Origin of the sequence: Pontimicrobium sp. IMCC45349, from assembly GCF_047219225.1 — a bacterium.
GTDB lineage: Bacteria > Bacteroidota > Bacteroidia > Flavobacteriales > Flavobacteriaceae > IMCC45349.
The window spans coordinates 1,545,318-1,562,088 of sequence record NZ_CP178208.1 but is presented as its reverse complement, the minus strand read 5'-3'; the positions used below and the strand labels follow the sequence as shown (position 1 = coordinate 1,562,088).

The 16,771-nt window shown below is 29.4% G+C and carries 15 protein-coding genes and 1 tRNA gene; 3 read left to right on the top strand and 13 right to left on the bottom strand.

Translation table 11 applies throughout. The features are described from left to right. Together ACLII3_RS07295 and ACLII3_RS07290 are read right to left on the bottom strand one after the other, a co-directional pair. A complete protein-coding gene (locus ACLII3_RS07295; protein WP_412987671.1) occupies positions 1-3,210 on the bottom strand; it encodes a hypothetical protein in 3,210 nt (1,069 codons plus the stop codon). Further along, complete coding sequence (locus tag ACLII3_RS07290; protein ID WP_412987669.1) at positions 3,203-4,093, bottom strand: DUF4007 family protein; 891 nt, start codon at positions 4,091-4,093, stop codon at positions 3,203-3,205. Before ACLII3_RS07290 ends, ACLII3_RS07295 begins: the two co-directional genes overlap by 8 nt. 134 nt (positions 4,094-4,227) lie before the next feature. On the opposite strand from ACLII3_RS07290, the gene ACLII3_RS07285 reads away from it, so the two are divergent. Continuing rightward, a complete protein-coding gene (locus ACLII3_RS07285; protein ID WP_412987668.1) occupies positions 4,228-4,404 on the top strand; it encodes a hypothetical protein in 177 nt (58 codons plus the stop codon). 22 nt (positions 4,405-4,426) lie between these two features. Here the strand turns inward: ACLII3_RS07285 and ACLII3_RS07280 are convergent, their stop codons facing one another. Next, the gene (locus ACLII3_RS07280; RefSeq protein ID WP_412987666.1) at positions 4,427-5,446 is read right to left on the bottom strand and encodes a DUF3871 family protein; all 1,020 of its coding nucleotides are present in this window, start codon (positions 5,444-5,446) and stop codon (positions 4,427-4,429) included. Then, positions 5,427-6,293: an AAA family ATPase gene (locus ACLII3_RS07275; protein ID WP_412987664.1), complete on the bottom strand. Its 867-nt coding sequence runs from the start codon at positions 6,291-6,293 to the stop codon at positions 5,427-5,429. The genes ACLII3_RS07280 and ACLII3_RS07275 overlap by 20 nt, the downstream gene beginning before the upstream one ends. Positions 6,294-6,506: 213 nt before the next feature. Here ACLII3_RS07275 and ACLII3_RS07270 point away from each other — a divergent pair, with 213 nt between their 5' ends. After that, positions 6,507-7,907 (top strand): hypothetical protein, encoded by a 1,401-nt coding sequence (locus ACLII3_RS07270; RefSeq protein WP_412987663.1) that lies wholly within the window; start codon positions 6,507-6,509, stop codon positions 7,905-7,907. A gap of 16 nt (positions 7,908-7,923) precedes the next feature. On the opposite strand, the gene ACLII3_RS07265 is transcribed toward ACLII3_RS07270, so the two are convergent. Further along, on the bottom strand, positions 7,924-8,610 hold the full coding sequence (locus ACLII3_RS07265; protein WP_412987661.1) for a hypothetical protein: 687 nt from the start codon (positions 8,608-8,610) through the stop codon (positions 7,924-7,926). 30 nt (positions 8,611-8,640) lie between these two features. Between ACLII3_RS07265 and ACLII3_RS07260 the strand changes: the two genes are divergently transcribed. Next, a complete protein-coding gene (locus ACLII3_RS07260; protein ID WP_412987659.1) occupies positions 8,641-8,919 on the top strand; it encodes a helix-turn-helix domain-containing protein in 279 nt (92 codons plus the stop codon). On the opposite strand, the gene ACLII3_RS07255 is transcribed toward ACLII3_RS07260, so the two are convergent. The 8 genes from ACLII3_RS07255 to rseP all read right to left on the bottom strand — a co-directional run bounded on the left by ACLII3_RS07255 (position 8,916) and on the right by rseP (position 16,760). Further along, positions 8,916-10,112, bottom strand: coding sequence for a site-specific integrase (locus ACLII3_RS07255; protein ID WP_412987657.1), 1,197 nt, complete (start codon positions 10,110-10,112; stop codon positions 8,916-8,918). The two genes, ACLII3_RS07260 and ACLII3_RS07255, sit on opposite strands and share 4 nt — an antisense overlap. Before the next feature lie 252 nt (positions 10,113-10,364). Further along, positions 10,365-10,772, bottom strand: coding sequence for a VOC family protein (locus tag ACLII3_RS07250; protein ID WP_412987656.1), 408 nt, complete (start codon positions 10,770-10,772; stop codon positions 10,365-10,367). Positions 10,773-10,896: 124 nt separating this feature from the next. Beyond that, the gene (locus ACLII3_RS07245; protein WP_412987654.1) at positions 10,897-11,184 is read right to left on the bottom strand and encodes a hypothetical protein; all 288 of its coding nucleotides are present in this window, start codon (positions 11,182-11,184) and stop codon (positions 10,897-10,899) included. 12 nt (positions 11,185-11,196) lie between these two features. Then, on the bottom strand, positions 11,197-12,171 hold the full coding sequence (locus tag ACLII3_RS07240; protein WP_412987652.1) for a deoxyhypusine synthase family protein: 975 nt from the start codon (positions 12,169-12,171) through the stop codon (positions 11,197-11,199). Beyond that, the gene (speB, locus tag ACLII3_RS07235) at positions 12,161-13,099 is read right to left on the bottom strand and encodes an agmatinase (protein WP_412987651.1); all 939 of its coding nucleotides are present in this window, start codon (positions 13,097-13,099) and stop codon (positions 12,161-12,163) included. The genes ACLII3_RS07240 and speB overlap by 11 nt, the downstream gene beginning before the upstream one ends. A 3-nt stretch (positions 13,100-13,102) precedes the next feature. Then, positions 13,103-14,569 carry an arginine decarboxylase gene (locus ACLII3_RS07230; protein WP_412987649.1) on the bottom strand — a complete coding sequence of 489 codons (1,467 nt, stop codon included), beginning with the start codon at positions 14,567-14,569 and terminating at the stop codon, positions 13,103-13,105. A gap of 706 nt (positions 14,570-15,275) precedes the next feature. Continuing rightward, positions 15,276-15,349, bottom strand: a tRNA-Asn gene (locus ACLII3_RS07225). Positions 15,350-15,419: 70 nt separating this feature from the next. Next, positions 15,420-16,760 carry an RIP metalloprotease RseP gene (gene rseP / locus ACLII3_RS07220; RefSeq protein WP_412987647.1) on the bottom strand — a complete coding sequence of 447 codons (1,341 nt, stop codon included), beginning with the start codon at positions 16,758-16,760 and terminating at the stop codon, positions 15,420-15,422. Positions 16,761-16,771 lie beyond the last annotated feature (11 nt).

The window sequence follows — 16,771 nt, the reverse complement described above, 5'->3', positions numbered from 1 at the left end:
TTATATTTCTAACTCTTTAGAAAGCAGTTCAATTAACAATTCCCTTCTTTGGTTTTCATCTAAGTTTTTAATTGAACTAGTTACTTTATTTTTAATTTCCTTGAAATCTTTGGTTGTATTAGACTTAACAACTAATTTATCATCAATAAAATCACCGTTTGCTCCAAAAAACCTAATAGAATACAGTGTTCCATTTTTAGATGTTTCATTGTACTTTTGAATTTCAGCTGCTTTTATTAAACCTAAAGATAAGTCTTTTATGTTTTCAATTAAAAAGATCTCTTCTTCATCTAGCATAGTTTCAACACTCTTGCCTAATGCTACATCAGCAACGGACTTAATCCAACTCATCCTATCATCTAAATCTGAAACCAATCTTTGATAAAAAACATTCTGCTTCTGACTTAAAAAACCTTGATTAACAAATTCTAAATTGGAGAAAATCTCATTCTTGAAATCTGGAAATTCTTCCGATGAACAATGGAAAGACTCAATAATAACTTTTTCAATTCTATTAAGCAATTCACCATAAGCACTTCTAATTTCTTGTATTGCACCTTGAATTTGTCCTGTGAAAGAGGCCAATACCTCAACATCGTCTTTAATAGAAATTGAATGATACCCTAAAGCAGCTGGAAACTGATTAAATAATGCATCTTCTGGGTCTTTTGACTCTACTATAGCATCTCTTAGTTTAAGTGCATTAGAAGAAAGCTTTTTAGTTTTTAACGTATAATCATTAAGCCCTCTTTGAAACCTTAAAAAATTACCAAAAATTGATAAAAATGTTGACTTTGTACCCTTTTTAGAATCTCCAATTTGAACAAGCTCTTTATAGCTCTCTAACAGGTTCATTTTTAAGCCAGAAACATCATAGCTTTTAACTAAAAAATCTTGAGGTTTTTTATGTATTAAATCTAAAGTGTCTTCTTCTATAAATGGAATAAATCCACCATCAATATGGAATAGAGCAAAATCTTCCTTTTTTGCTATTAGAAAAATAGGTATCCAAAAATCAACAAATCCTTTTTTTAATTTAAAAGGCTTATTCAGAAGCATCTCATAAAACTCATTTAGATTTCTTTTGTTTGAAATAGCACTATTAATAAAATCTTCTGAATCTTTCCATAATTGATATAAGTTAGATTCTTCATTAGGTTCATCCAACTTATAATAATCAAAGCCATCAACTTTCTTATGAATCCTAGTGTTCTTTAATAAGTTGATATAAATAGCTTTTTCTGGTGGAAACTTTTTTTCATCCAACCCTATATCTTTCAGGTCTTCATTTTTTAGTAAAGTTCTCAAAAGAGCTTTTCTAGCTGTATTTATTGGAGTACTTATATATTCTTTATTTACAAGCTCATTGATAAAAACAGGTGTGCTTGAAAAAATATCGTAACAAATTTCAGTTAGCTTTTGATTAAGCTGCTTCTTGCTATTTATTTCAACCTCATTCCTACTGTAAATCCATACATTCTTATTGTCTACAAATAATTGATTTATAACTAGATTATTTAGTCTGTTCTCATAGAAACTCTTTTCTTCAATTAACAATTTTAATGCATTTTTATCAAGTTGATGTTTTTCTAATAATTTTTCGAACTTTAAAATCATCAACATATTGGTTCTTATCTCCTCTGAGTTTTTATAAACTACAAAAAGATTATCATTAAACTCTTTTGATTTAGATATTAAAGAGCCCTTTTTAACTTTGTCAAAAATTAAATTTATATACCCATCAATAGAACCAACAGAACTTTTAACTTGATCTAGTGAGTCTATAATTTTAAATTCAAAAAATCTATTTGTTCCTGTTTCAAAAGAGTATTTTTTTGCCAATAGAACTGGAAAGTCTATTCTATTTATAATCTCATTAGATAAAGAAAACTGATTATTAACCTCACTGTTAACCAATAATAGTTCTTGCTCTAAATCAATATCTGTACCTTCTAGAAAGTTAATTTTGTTGCTATGCTTATAAAACCTAATAACACCTATCTTTTCTAACTTCTCAATAATATCAGCAACATCTTTATTTTTAGTTAACTTAAAGTAAGTAATAATGAATTTTTTATCAAACAGCCCTCCTATTTTAGAAAACAAATTAACAAGGCTAATTGTTTTTATAACTTCTGACGCTAGTTTAAAATCATCTTCAAAATAAAGTTCTGACTTTTCAATTACTTTAAAAGTAGTTAACCATTGAGCTCTATGTGGATTATCAGGACTATTAATTTCAGTTGGTAAAGAATTAATCAAATAATCATAAACATTTGATACTGAATAAAATTCTTTTTTTAAATTTTTAATAGAATATTTAGTACCATCATTTAAAAAAGAAAATAAAGACCTTTCATTTTGCCCATATCTTTGTAAAGAATTCACTAGAACATTAGCCGAAAGCCAATCTAAAGGATATATTGCTTTTGAGAGCTCTTCGTTTCCTGATTTTTTTAAACTAACCAGATTTGACTTCTCAATCAAATCAATTAAATCCTGATGTCTTGACTTTAAATTTTTCGGACAAACAAATTCATTAAGCCTTTTACTTGCAAAATATAAAAGTTGCTCTACAGGCTCATTAAACACCAAATCTACAAATCTACCTTTAACCTTCTCCCATTCTAATCTATCCTGACTCGAAAGGTTTTTACCATAACTTGAAAAATTTTGATGCAGAGTTATTATGAAATATGTTTTATGACGCTCATTATTTGCCCATTCTGAAATTTGCTGTAATAAGTAAACATCATCAATATTCTTGTTCCTAGATGCAAACTCTAACAGTTTACCAAACTCATCAATTAGAAGAATCACACCTTTATTATTATTTTCAGATTGCCTTCTTTTTTCTTCTAAGGCACTTATAATTGATTTAGAATTACTTTTTTTAATATTTAATTTACTTGATAAAACCGAACTTAAAGAATCATTTTCACCAACTATTTTAATAAAATCAAAATCCCCAATATCATCTGAATAGCTTAAATCAGTAAAAAATTGTTTTTCTTTTTTTAAGTTTTTCTCTAAAGCCCAAAGGAAAGTTGATTTACCTGTACCGTAATTACCTATTAAATTGAAAGATTTATTCGCACCATAATTATGTAAAAAGATTCTATCGAAAACTTCTTTAGCATTAGGAGTCGGTATAAAATCAATCTCTATTGATTGATCCCTTAATATATTTGTCGATACATTATTAATCATAATACTTTTCTAGCATCTTAATTTTTAAATTATTCTTATTTCTACTTTTAATTTGAATTTGCCTTACTCCTGCATCATTTTTATATACAAATTCTTTAAACTCTGTTGCTAGTTGGTTTAACAGGTAATCTAGCCAATCATTTGAAACACATAAGTAAGAACCAATTGTGCGACTTATTAAATCAAAACTAACAGACACTTCTTCGGAAAATTTATCCAATAAACAATAAGCTATAATCTCTAATGGAATATTATGATTACCTTTATTTAGCCTGTAAACATTTTGACCTTTATCATTTTCTCTACCTGTATCCTCAACTAAATTCAAGGAAACTAATGGCACATTAAAATCATCCTCTACAGTTTTATAATTTTTAGTTTGTGAAAGATAAGTTCTTATAAAAACCTTAAAGTCAGCCTCAAGAGTTTTTTGAGCAATTTCTTTTTGCTCATTTAGTCTAAGTTTACTATTTACAAACTTTGATATTTGATATTCTGAAAACTCATACAAAGCCTTATCCGAAAAGTAATCACAATAAATCAACTTGTAAATAGATGCATAATGGTTTTCACAGATATGATATTGCAATAACCACAAAGAAGCATCATTCTCTAGATAAGGATCAAATTCTTTATTCGTTAATAATAATTTTGAAAAATCTGTCAAACATCCCTTTTCATCAACTAATTCAAACGCTCTTAACCAATGTTGAATTGACCTTACCATATTTTTACCAACTCCTAGACTAGAAATAGCATCTTCAGTTCTTAAAAATGCAAATCCTTTATTTTCAACCAATTGCACGCCTTTTAACAACCACTGCTCTTTACAATGAAAAGTATCATGCCCTGAAAATCTTAAATCTGAATTACTTAAAGTCATCTAAATTTTTGTGTTAACTATTTTTTTGCAATTTAGTAAATTCTTAAATGGATGACATCATCCATGTAGATTTTTTTATATTTTTATAACCTAACAACAAATAATCGTATAGTATTGAATAACAAGTGTTTATCATGGCGAATAAAAAAGAAAGCTGGTTAGAAAGCAAAGAAGTAACAAAGAAACTTAAAATTAGAGATTGTGACTTAATGCATTACAGATTACAAGGTAAACTTGAATTTGAAAAAAGAGGCAATGCATATTACTACTCTAATGAAAGTGTTGAGAAATTAAAAAACCCAACCCTATAAATTCAGGAATTGGGTCTTCGTTCTAACTCAAAAACCATTGGTGCTTAGAGTCATTTTTAAGAGCCTGTGACAGCTCATTAGTAAAACTAAACGCATTCATGTTCCTATTTACAAAAGAGTCAATATATGAACTCTTAACTGCTCCTGTAAACAGATTGTATAGATTCCAAAGGTTAATATCACCAGAATCATCTCTACAAAAACTTTCATCATGGTAGTAGTCTTTAGCTACTGTGCTAATTTGACTATCATTTATCAAGAGTTCTGGTAGTTCTGCTTTTTGACTCTTTGGCAAATATTGGTATAACCTTGCTTTGCCAATAAGTTGAGCAAATTGCCGTTCAGTTAATTTATGGTTACTCAATGATTGCATCAATTTTAAATGTTCCTGTGCCTTGTAGGAAGAAATAATTTCAATTAATTGGTTTTGTAGTTCATTTAAACTACTAACCTTTATTTCACCAGCATAACCATCACTTGAAATACACATATTACAACAAACCATATTCTTAAATCCTATAAAGAACTTAAACTTCTCCATTGCTTTTTTGGAGTACAAATTCTCCTGATTATAAGCTCTCACACCACCTATACTTAAGTTAAGTTGGTTGCCGTTTATGCTTTCTGTTATACCAGGAACCTCAATTACAAAAGCCATTCTTTCATAGTAAATAGTCTTTTCATGCTCCAATAACTCCTTTGCAGGTTTTCCAATGGCATCTGGTGTTCTTCCTTTAATTGTATGGCTAACTCTAATTTCTGGTGTGGAAATACGATGCCCTTTTAGTACTTTTTGTACTGAATGAAAAGCTACATCAATAAACTCTTGGTGGGAAATTGTAGATTCATTGTCCTTACTGAATACTGGAATAATACAATCCTGTTTTAAATGAGAGAGGCTAACTTCTGTTGTGTTAGCCTCAATAAATGGTTTGTTTTTCCTTTCTATTTTCTGTTCCTGGTGGGTAGAAAGATTATCAGTTAAATTTCTTATTACACCAGTAACTTGTTTTTCCTGTGGTTTAACTATTTGCAATTCCATTTTGACTAAAGTTTTTAGGGTTAATTAATTTTTCTAATTGCTCTTTTTTACTTTTAAATTGAAGTTGTAGAGCTTGTTGAAAAGATGGATTATCATTGTATACTTTTGATAATTCAGATATGGATAATGAGTTATTAATCCTCTCCAGAACATCCTTTGCTGTTACAGGTTCTGCATTACACCATTTCAAGAGTTTCTCTCCAGTCTTTGAGGTAATAACAAACTCTGGTCTATCAGAAAATAAATTGGTTCTGTCTTTACTTGCTTTAGCCAAATGCTGGTCATTTACTAATTCAAAATTTACAGTAAGCTCATATTCAAACCCTTCTCTTGTAATTTCCTTTGTTCCATGTTTTACAACTTGTGTTCTACCATTGCTACCTACATCCAAAGAATAATCAATCTTCCTTCTTGTAGTTGTAATTACATGACAACTTGATTGTAGTATCTTATCTATAAAGGCTTGATGGCGTGGACTTACCTTTGCCCAATCTTGAAATCTACCACCAAGTTTTTCATGGATTTGCAAACAACCACCTTTTCCTTGCCACTCATGAGTAATTGAGTCAATTATTATGACTTCCATATTAGCTTTTTCACAGGTTTCAATAGCTTCAATATATCTTTCTGGGCTATAAGGCTCTGATAAATCCAACACATTAAAAGCTCCTAAATTGGAGTATAGAGATGCTGAAGAGTTTTCAGTGTCAATAACTGCTACTTTACTCCAGTCTTGTGTCATTCCATAGGCTAATAGTAATGCAGAATGAGTTTTACCAAATCCTGATGCTCCAGAAATGCCTAATCTTAATTTTACGTTCTGTCTTTTACTTTGTTTTAATTGCATAATTTTAATATTTAAAATGTTTAAGTTTTTTATTAATAATCTTACCTGACAAAAATTCATAATGATTTTCTTCAGTAAGTCTGTAAGGTTTTGGTATAATATTTGACTTATATAAAATGAAAGCACTCATCAGCTGTGTGCTAAATTTCATTTGAAATCACTTTACGTAAGTGAATCCTAACCTATTTGGTTAGCCCTCTTTCGAGAGGGAATATGAATGTAAATTCGAAAGTGGAGTCTTCTTCAAATCTCCACTATAATAGAGCTGAAAGCCCAAGTAAAGAAGAAGTACTTGTAGAAAATGAAGGCTTAAACAGAGGCAATTCACAGGATTTCTATATCCCAAAAAATCTTGATATTGACACTCTTTTGGAAAATCATCCTTTAAACATTCCTAATGCAAGAAGTAAACTAATTTACATTTTGCACCTTATAAACTATATCCCTTCTACTCGAAAGGACTATGATATTGAAGGCAATAATGGTTTTACTCCTCTAAATAGAAAAATGCTCCAAAGTGTAGTCCATGATTACAGAAAATGTATTGACTATTTAATCACTCATAAAGTAATTATTGAAAGCAACCATTATATACCTAGTGAAAAATCTAAAGGGATAAAGTTTACAAGCAAATACAATAAAAAGGTTACTCCTATAAAAGTTTACAACAAATCTTTAATCAATGGGATTTCTAAAAAAAGGGTTTATGATAAAGAAACAACTGATAAGTTAAGTTATTTGTCAAAATGGTTTAATGATAAACTTGAGGTAGATTTTGAACCTGGAGTTAAATATTTGATGGATGAATACATTAAAGAAGTAAACAATCCAACAATAAATAATCCAGAGCTAAAATTAAACTCCCGATTACTCCCGTTCCAAAGACTAAAAAGGGGCGATTTTGCATTTTTTGTTGATAAAACTGCTGGTAGATTACACACAAACTTGACTCAAATCAAGTCAGAATTGAGGAAATATATATCATATAATGGGCAAAAATTAGTTTCAATTGATATAATTAATTGTCAACCTTATTTATCCACAGCTTTATTAGATGATAAGATATATACTAACAGTAATATGAATAACATCTACAACAACACACACCCAAACCCTATTATGTTAGTAAATTTGATAAATTCCATCAAGAACGAAAAGGATGTTATATTCTTTAGAAATATTGTCAGTGAGGGAAGGTTTTATGAGGAATATGGTAATCTGATTACAAACAATCATATGGATATTGGAAATTCAAGAGAATTAGCTAAAGAAAGTGCTTTCAATACTCTTTTTTCAGCCAATCAATCTATAGCCTTTAAACCAGAATTAAGATATTTCAAAAACGCTTTCCCAAATGTATATAAAGTGTATTCTTCTATAAAAAGTAAGAAACATTCCATTTTGGCTATCATATTACAAAAACTGGAAGCTGAATTAGTACTACATCAAGCATGCAGAATTATTTCTGAAAATAGACCTGACATACCACTATTTACATTACATGATTCAATTATCACTACTGAAAACAATGTTGGTTATGTTAAAAGAGTTTTTAAAAATGTTCTAAAAGAAAAACTTGGTAAAGAGCCAAAATTCAAAATTGAAAAGTGGTAATAATAGAAAAGGGAGTTTAGGCTCCCTTTTTTAATTCAGTATATCTTTTATCTACTGCGATTAAAAGAACATCAAAAAACCTTCCTACCCTTTTCAAGAAATTAAACAAATATTCTAAATCTGTTATTCTAATTTCATACCCTTTTAATTTAATTCCATTCTTTGGATGGAAAGATTCAAGTTGCTCATTTGTCAAATAAGAGCCTTGATGAGAAATTGCATTTCTGACAATTTTTTCATTTACAATTGGAGTAAAATACTTTTCCACACCATCTGTTTCAATCTTAAAATCATTAACCAGAAATTTCCAATATTGCTGTATCATATTGTCTTTTACATCATTAAAACATATCTTAAATTCTTCTGAAATTAAATTTATTAATTCTTTCATATCAGATTCTATCTGAATAAAAATAGAACCTAATATCAATCCTCTTTGAAAAAAAGCTAATCTTTCAATGGTCATATCAGCATGTTCAAAAAAATGCTGTTCATAAGAATCTCTATATTCGATTGGTACATTGGGAAGTTCCTTTTCTCTTTTTTTCTTTAGCTTTAAATAGTGTTCTTTTAAAGATTTTTCTTGATTATTTATCAATAAATGTATTGCAGATAAGGAAATATCAACATTATTGTCAAACCAATATAATTCTCCCCAATCATAAAGGTGTATATCATTTAGGTTAAACTTTAACTTTGCCATTATTAGATAAAATTTAGTAAACAATATACTATGAAAAACTTAAAATTTGAAGATTTGCCAAAAGCTTTAGAAATGACTTTAGTTCAACTTTCCATTATTCAGGAAGAATTACAATACATCAAGGATAATTTAGAACCAAAAAAACCTATTGAACTTTTATCCAGACAAGAAACAGCAGAATATCTAAAAATTAATATTACTACTTTGTGGAACTGGACTAACAAAGGGAAGTTAAATGCTTATGGTATAGGAAATAGGGTTTACTATAAAAGAAGTGAGATTGAACAAAGTTTAATTAAAATAAATTAATCTAAATCCAATCTCAACCTATTCATTTCATCACTGACCTTTTTCTGGACAATTTTTCCATAATGAGCTTCAGTAATTGTAATACTTGAATGTCCAAGTAGTTCTGAAACTATTTCCATTGGTACATCATTGTACAAAAGAACTGTCGTAGCAAAAGTCTTTCTGGCAACATGGTGAGTTAACCTTTTATTAATTTCCAATTTACCTGCAATGTCCTTTAAATACTGATTAAACTTTTGGTTGCTCATTTGTGGCAATACAAAATCACTGTCATTAGTTTTATACTTATCAATAATACTTTGTGCTTGTTTTAAAACAGGAATAGACAATGGTTTGCTTGTTTTTTCCCTATCCATGAAAATCCATGTTTGACCATCAAAACCAGTTCTTAAGTGCTCATATTTCAATGACTTCATTTCTAAATAAGCTAAACCTGTATAACAACAAAAAATAAAGCAGTCTTTAATTGTATCAAGAGTTCTATTTCCAAAATCCCTTTCTTCAAAAACTTTTAGTTCTTCTGGAGTTAAATAAACTACCTTATGTTTTACTGATTTAGCCTTATAAAGTATAAATGGATTACTGACAATGTATTTTTCAGCAACAGCCATTTTGACTACTTTTCTAAACCTTTGAAGTATTTTATTGATTGTAATCTGCTTATGGTCTTCTTTAGTTTTTAAATAGAAATCAAAATCATCCAAAAATTTTAAGCTTAATTTATTTAGTGGATAATCTGAAACCTTATACTTCCATTTAATAAACTTTTTAAGATGATTCCCTACATAATAGAATTTATTCCATGTTGCTTGTTTAATTTCCTTTCCTACAAGCTTTTTATAGCTTTTTAAGTACTCTTGATAAAATTCAGATGTTCCCTTCTCTTCTTTTTTTGCTTTACCCTTATATTCATTGTAAAGGTCAAATACTGAAACACACTCTGTAGAAATCTTTAGTCTTAGGTGTTTAGATTTTAGTTCTGAAGTTAATATTTCAATTTCGTTATTAATACTAACATTGTTTAAATGTTCTTGATTTTCATTATCCCATTCATCAGGGTTTATAAAAATTCCAGTTGAAAACTCCTTTCTGTTTTTATCAATTGTAATCCTACACTTTAATGGACACAAGGATTTACTATTTAACCTTGATTTAAAAGGATAGAATAAAATGTATAATTTTTGATTAGACATGATACTTGGTATAAGTAAAAGCCTACTTAAAATTTGACCTAAAATTTGAGTAAATTGTAAACCGTAAAGTAAACCTCGAAAGGGTATTTTTGGGATACTTTTGACCTTTTTGGGAGTTTATAGGAATTTTACTGAAATGTTATGCAACACCAGTAACAGCAATAAAAAAAGCCCAAACTACACATGTAATTTAGGCTTTTTTGCTCCCCCTCTTGGACTCGAACCAAGCATTTTATTATATGCTATTTAATCTCAAAATATTTCTTCTTTATTTTTAAAACTTTTGAATTCAACTATATAACCATTTGGGTCAGTAACAAAAAAGGATATATGTTCTCCTACTTTATTTTTTAAAAAAGTGGTTTGCTTTGTAAGTTCTAAATCTTGATTAATTAATTTAGTATAATTTTTTTCCCATGAATCTATATCTAATATTATTCCAAAATGAAAAGATGACAAAATCTTTCCCTCAAACATATAACTAGGATTAATAAAATCAAACTTTCCTGCTTGAGTAAAAGTTAACTGGTGCCCAAATAAGTCAACATCGAGCCAATTATTAGCATACCTTCCTAAAGTTGCACCAATAGTATCTACGTAAAACATTTTAGTATCTACTAAATTTTTACATGGTAATGACAAGTGAAATAAATTTTTCATATTAGTATTAATTCGATTTTATAAATCAAAATAGACCTATAATATATTTACATTAAATAATCTTTATTCTATTAGACCTATTTCTTTAAAACTATTGTTAATTCTATGCTAGTCCTTATTGTTTTTATTCATTCTCATCAAAATCACTAACACTTATGTCATTATTTTTATCTTCATTTTTATAACTATCATCACCATCTTCAAAATCTTCCATAGCTTGAACTAAACGCTTTCCTACTTTTACTAGATAGATAGTATCCTCTGTTCTTATTTCAACTGCTTCAATAAATTCATTTTGTGCATTTCTAAAGGCAATAATGTCTTTATCTGAGTATCCGTCAGGAAACTTATCCACTAATAAATTTAAAAGTTCTTCATTTAGTTTTTGGTAATCTACAATTTTACGTATCATATCTTTTAGGTATTACATGTCTAATAAATAAGCAAAAATTAAAGGTGCAACAATAGTAGCATCACTTTCTATAATAAACTTTGGAGTGTCAGTATCTAACTTTCCCCAAGTAATCTTCTCGTTAGGAACTGCTCCTGAGTATGAGCCATAACTAGTTGTAGAATCACTAATTTGACAAAAATAACTCCAAAAAGGTGTATCTGTACGTTCCATGTCTTGATATAGCATTGGCACTACACAAATTGGAAAATCACCAGCAATTCCGCCTCCAATTTGAAAAAAGCCTATTCCTCTATTTGAATTATTTGTATACCATTCTGCTAGAAAAGTCATATACTCGATTCCAGATTTCATAGTACTAGCTGTCAATTCACCTTTAAGTACATAACTAGCAAATATATTTCCTAAAGTACTATCTTCCCAACCTGGACAAACTATTGGTAAGTTCTTTTCTGCTGCTGCATACATCCAAGAATCTTTCAAGTCTATTTCGTAATACTCTTCTAATACTCCAGATAATAATAGTTTGTACATGTACTCGTGAGGCAGGTATTTTTCACCTTTGTTATCTGCTTCTTTCCAAATAGCATATATATGTTTTTGAAGCCTCCTAAAGGCTTCTTCCTCAGGAATACAGGTGTCTGTTACTCTATTCAATCCTTGCTCTAACAAATCCCATTCTTGCTGCGGTGTTAAATCTCTGTAATTAGGCACACGCTTATAATGTGAATGTGCTACCAAATTCATAATATCCTCTTCTAGGTTTGCCCCTGTACATGAAATAATATGCACTTTATCTTGACGTATCATTTCTGCAAATATTTTACCTAACTCTGCTGTACTCATAGCTCCTGCTAAAGACACTAACATTTTGGAGCCATTTGCTAATTGTGACTCATAAGCTTTTGCTGCATCAACAACTGTAGCTGCATTAAAATGTAAATAATACTTTTCTATAAAATTTGAAATAGCTCCTTTAGTACTCATCTTCTTCATTAAATTTCATATAATTACTTAATCGATTTTGCTCCTCATAGACATCTTCATAATTCTCTTCTGATTCTTCTTCTTGAAATTTATAACTCAACATTTTATAGTATAATTTAGCTGCAAGAAAATCTGATGATTTTTCATCTTTATTAGGACAAAGCTCAACTATATCAAAGCCAACAACATTTTTCTCCTTAAATACCTGCCTTAAAAAGTGTAGCGTTTCATACCAAAATAAACCTCCTGGTTCTGGTGTTCCTGTACTAGGTAAAATTGATGGGTCAAACGCATCTAAGTCAAAGGTGATAAATACATTATCAGTCATTTGCTCTATTGCGGAATCCATCCATGTATCATCAACAGCCATTTCATGAGCAAAGTAAGTTTTATCAAAATCCATTATTGATTTTTCTTTAGCATCCATAGAGCGAATACCTACTTGTATTAAATTAGTAGTTTGGCTAGCTTCATAAACAGCACAAGCATGATTGCAAGCGCTACCTTCATATGATTTTCTTAAATCAGCATGAGCATCAATATGTAATACTGTTAGATTTTGAAACGCCTCATTAAAAGCTTTAATAGTTCCAATAGAAACCGAATGTTCTCCTCCAAAAATTGTTACAAATTTGTTTTTCTTAATGTACTCTTTTACTTCTTGATGAACAGCATCTACCATAGCTTCTGGAGTTGCATTCATAGATACTGGTTTTGATAGATATATACCATTTTTATAAACTTCAGAATCTGTTTCTATATCATATAATTCCATGTTCTCTGAAGCTTCTAAAAAAGCTTGTGGACCTTTATCTGCTCCTTTTTGCCATGTACTTGTTCCATCATAAGGAACAGGAATTAAAACAATTTTAGCTCGTTCTAACTTTGCATATTCTTCTGGTATACCTGCGTAAGTTTTAGTTTTCATGTCTTATTTATGTGCTGTAAATTGTATGCTATTTTTTGTTTCAAAACTTTTAATTTTGTTATTACTAAAAGATTCCTTTTCATAACCTAGTATTCCAAGTAAATCTTCACTCTTTTGTTTATCTCTAAACATTTGAGTAATAATATTCCCATCATCGTCTTTATTTATTAAAATATGTCTTGGCGCTGGAATTAAGCAATGTTGTAATCCTCCATAGCCACCAATAGTTTCTTGATAGGCTCCTACATTAAAAAAACCTACATATAAAGGCTTATCTTTATTATATTTAGGTAAGTAAATAGCATTAATATGCTGCTCACTATTATAATAATCATCACTATCACAAGTTAACCCTCCCAATAACACTCTTTCGTAACTATCATTCCATCTGTTAATAGGAAGCATTATAAAACGTTTATTAATTGCCCAAGTATCTGGAAGTGTTGTAATAAATGATGAGTTTATCATATTCCATTTCTCTCTATCATTTTGTTGTTTTTGATATAGTACTTCATAAATGGCACCACCACTTTCACCTACAGTAAAACTTCCAAATTCAGTAAAAATATTAGGTACATCTACGCCTTCTTCTTCACAAGCCAATTTAATTTGATTTACTATTTCATCAACCATATATTCATAGTCAAAATCAAAGGCTAAGGAGTTTTTAATAGGAAAACCTCCACCAATATTCAAACTATCAAGTGTAGGGCATATCTTTTTTAAACTAGTATATACTTTTAAACACTTTAAGAGTTCATTCCAGTAATAAGCATTATCTCGTATACCAGTATTAATAAAGAAATGAAGCATTCTTAAATTGACTTTAGGATTGTTCTTTATCTGTTCATTATAAAACGGCACTATGTTTTTATAACCAATACCTAATCTAGATGTATAAAATGCAAACTTGGGCTCTTCTTCTGAAGCAATACGGATACCTACACAATAATTATCTTTTATTTCTTTAGATAATAAATCTATTTCTTCATAATTATCTATTATTGGAATACAGTTTTTATGTCCATTATTTATTAATCGAGCTATATTTGTTATGTATTGTTCACGCTTAAATCCATTACATAATACATAAGTATTATCATTTATTTTTCTTTGTTTCTTAAGGTTTTCAACTATATCTATATCAAAAGCAGAAGAAGTTTCTATATGAATGTCATTCTTTAATGCCTCATCTAATACATGTTTGAAATGAGAACTTTTGGTGCAATAACAATATTTATATTTTCCTTTGTATTTATATTTATTAAAAGCATCATTAAACCAGTTCTTGGCTTTATTAATATTATTTGAAATTTGTGGTAAATAAGTAAACTTTAAAGGTGCTCCATAAACTTCAACTAACTTATTTAAGTCTATGTCATGGAAAAATAGTTGATTTCCCTCCAAAGCAAATTCAGGCTGAGGAAAATCAAATGTCTGATTGATTAAATCAACATATTTAGTATTCATCTTATGATTATTAAAAAGGTTATTAAATAGAAGGCATAGCATAAAAGCCTTCACCATGAGGCATTAATAACTATTCATCAAATCATAATCTGATATTGTGTTTTGGGGACAAAACACAAATTGTACTGTGTAGTAAAAATTTTAATTACGGAAGTTAGCTCTAAATTTCGGGTACTTACACCATAAGCTGCTTTTGAATTTGACTTCCTAATTTTCAAAAGCCCGAACGTAAAAACACTTTTCACTTTGTTCAGCTAAAAGCTCCTATGATAAAAGCTTTCTATAACAAATAAAATAAAAAAACTTGAAACCAAACCGTGTATTTGCTTTTTTTTAAACTCTAACAATCTAAAATGCAGAATTCTAACGCCTTAAAAATTAGGGTAAAATAAGCGATGTAACCTTTTTTAAAGTACTTATGAAATGTTTTCAAAGAAAATGTATTATATTTTTAGACATTAGGAGCAAAAACAAAATAATAAGATACAACTTATTAACCTCCCCTTATTGGGGTTGAACCTATTAGATTAAACAACTGATAAACTTCTATAAAGAAAAAGGGAGACCTATAGGGAGTCTTTTTAGGTCTAGATAATGGCATTTTCTAATAGAAAAAGAAAAGAGCAACTAATGCGGTACATACAAGAAACCAAAAGCTATATAAAGCAAAAAATCCTTACTATTTCTAGTAAGGATTTGTGTTTTGCTCCCCCTCTTGGACTCGAACCAAGGACCCTCTGATTAACAGTCAGATGCTCTAACCAACTGAGCTAAGGAGGAAGGTTATTCGCTTTTGCGAGTGCAAATATATACTCTTTTTTACATTACACAAACACTTTTAAAAAATATTTTAATTAAATATTGCTTTAAAGATATCATTCCCGTTTGCAAATAGCACTAAAGCTATGAGAATGAAGAATCCAACCATTTGTGCATACTCCATAAATTTATCACCTGGTTTACGTCCAGATACCATTTCGTATAGTAAAAACATTACGTGACCACCATCTAAAGCTGGAATAGGTAATAAATTAAGTACACCTAACATAATTGATAAAAAGGCTGTAATACTCCAAAATGATTCCCAACTCCATTTATCTGGAAAAATGTCAAATATAGCTTTAAAACCACCTACACCTTTATAAGCTCCAGTACTTGGTGAGAATATTAATTTTAATTGTGTCCAATATGAACTTATTTGGTTGGTAAACTTATTTAAACCAACACCTATACTTTCTCCAAAAGAATATTCTTTTCTAATAATATCATAATAATTTAACCTTTCTAAATCGGTTAAGCTACCTCCTGGATTAATTCCTAATTTTCCTTCTGGACTTACAGCAAGTTGTTTTGTAAACTTATCGTTTCCTCGTAAAACTTCTACATCAATAGTTTGTCCTTTATAGGGCTCTAACTTCTCTTTAACTTCATCGAAATACTTTACAGGAACATTATTAAACGCTACTAATACATCGCCTTTCTTCAGTTCAGCACTTTTATTATGTGATGTATCAGGAACTTTAGCAACTACAAAAGGGTAACGTAACTCAAAAAAACCTCTGCTTTTACTTGAACTTAATCTTCCTAAAAAGTCCTCTGGAAGCGTAATATCTTGCTTAACTCCGTTTCTTTCAATAGAAACTATTTGTGCTTCTAAGAAATACTTTTTTAAGTCGGAATAATTAACAATTTCATTCCCATTTATAGCTAATACTTTATCTCCTGTTTGTAATCCTAATTCATTAAGAAGAGGGTTAGTCACCCAGTAACCATCTTTAACACTATCGGCAGAAACATCAATATCTCCATAACCAAAAGACATAAAAATGTAAATAATAGCTGCCAATATAAAGTTAACAGTAACACCACCTAACATAATAATAAGACGTTGCCACGACGGTTTAGACCTAAACTCCCATGGTTGTGGTGGTTGAGCCATTTGCTCCTTATCCATACTCTCATCAATCATTCCTGAGATTTTCACATAACCTCCTAATGGCAACCAACCAATTCCATAAACAGTTTCTCCTATTTTCTTTTTGAATAGTGAATACTTTACATCAAAAAACAAGTAAAACTTTTCAACTCTGGTTTTAAATAATTTAGCTGGGATAAAATGCCCTAATTCGTGTAAAACGATTAATAAAGAAAGGCTCAATAAAAATTGAGATATTTTAATTACAAACTCCATGTAGTTCTAGT

What these genes read in the sequence shown, in the direction of transcription:
- ACLII3_RS07295 (WP_412987671.1), bottom strand. Translation starts at nt 3,210, where the DNA reads ATGATTAATAATGTATCGACAAATATATTAAGGGATCAATCAATAGAG.
- ACLII3_RS07290 (WP_412987669.1), bottom strand. Translation starts at nt 4,093, where the DNA reads ATGACTTTAAGTAATTCAGATTTAAGATTTTCAGGGCATGATACTTTT.
- ACLII3_RS07285 (WP_412987668.1), top strand. Translation starts at nt 4,228, where the DNA reads ATGGCGAATAAAAAAGAAAGCTGGTTAGAAAGCAAAGAAGTAACAAAG.
- ACLII3_RS07280 (WP_412987666.1), bottom strand. Translation starts at nt 5,446, where the DNA reads ATGGAATTGCAAATAGTTAAACCACAGGAAAAACAAGTTACTGGTGTA.
- ACLII3_RS07275 (WP_412987664.1), bottom strand. Translation starts at nt 6,293, where the DNA reads ATGCAATTAAAACAAAGTAAAAGACAGAACGTAAAATTAAGATTAGGC.
- ACLII3_RS07270 (WP_412987663.1), top strand. Translation starts at nt 6,507, where the DNA reads ATGAATGTAAATTCGAAAGTGGAGTCTTCTTCAAATCTCCACTATAAT.
- ACLII3_RS07265 (WP_412987661.1), bottom strand. Translation starts at nt 8,610, where the DNA reads ATGGCAAAGTTAAAGTTTAACCTAAATGATATACACCTTTATGATTGG.
- ACLII3_RS07260 (WP_412987659.1), top strand. Translation starts at nt 8,641, where the DNA reads ATGAAAAACTTAAAATTTGAAGATTTGCCAAAAGCTTTAGAAATGACT.
- ACLII3_RS07255 (WP_412987657.1), bottom strand. Translation starts at nt 10,112, where the DNA reads ATGTCTAATCAAAAATTATACATTTTATTCTATCCTTTTAAATCAAGG.
- ACLII3_RS07250 (WP_412987656.1), bottom strand. Translation starts at nt 10,772, where the DNA reads ATGAAAAATTTATTTCACTTGTCATTACCATGTAAAAATTTAGTAGAT.
- ACLII3_RS07245 (WP_412987654.1), bottom strand. Translation starts at nt 11,184, where the DNA reads ATGATACGTAAAATTGTAGATTACCAAAAACTAAATGAAGAACTTTTA.
- ACLII3_RS07240 (WP_412987652.1), bottom strand. Translation starts at nt 12,171, where the DNA reads ATGAGTACTAAAGGAGCTATTTCAAATTTTATAGAAAAGTATTATTTA.
- speB (WP_412987651.1), bottom strand. Translation starts at nt 13,099, where the DNA reads ATGAAAACTAAAACTTACGCAGGTATACCAGAAGAATATGCAAAGTTA.
- ACLII3_RS07230 (WP_412987649.1), bottom strand. Translation starts at nt 14,569, where the DNA reads ATGAATACTAAATATGTTGATTTAATCAATCAGACATTTGATTTTCCT.
- rseP (WP_412987647.1), bottom strand. Translation starts at nt 16,760, where the DNA reads ATGGAGTTTGTAATTAAAATATCTCAATTTTTATTGAGCCTTTCTTTA.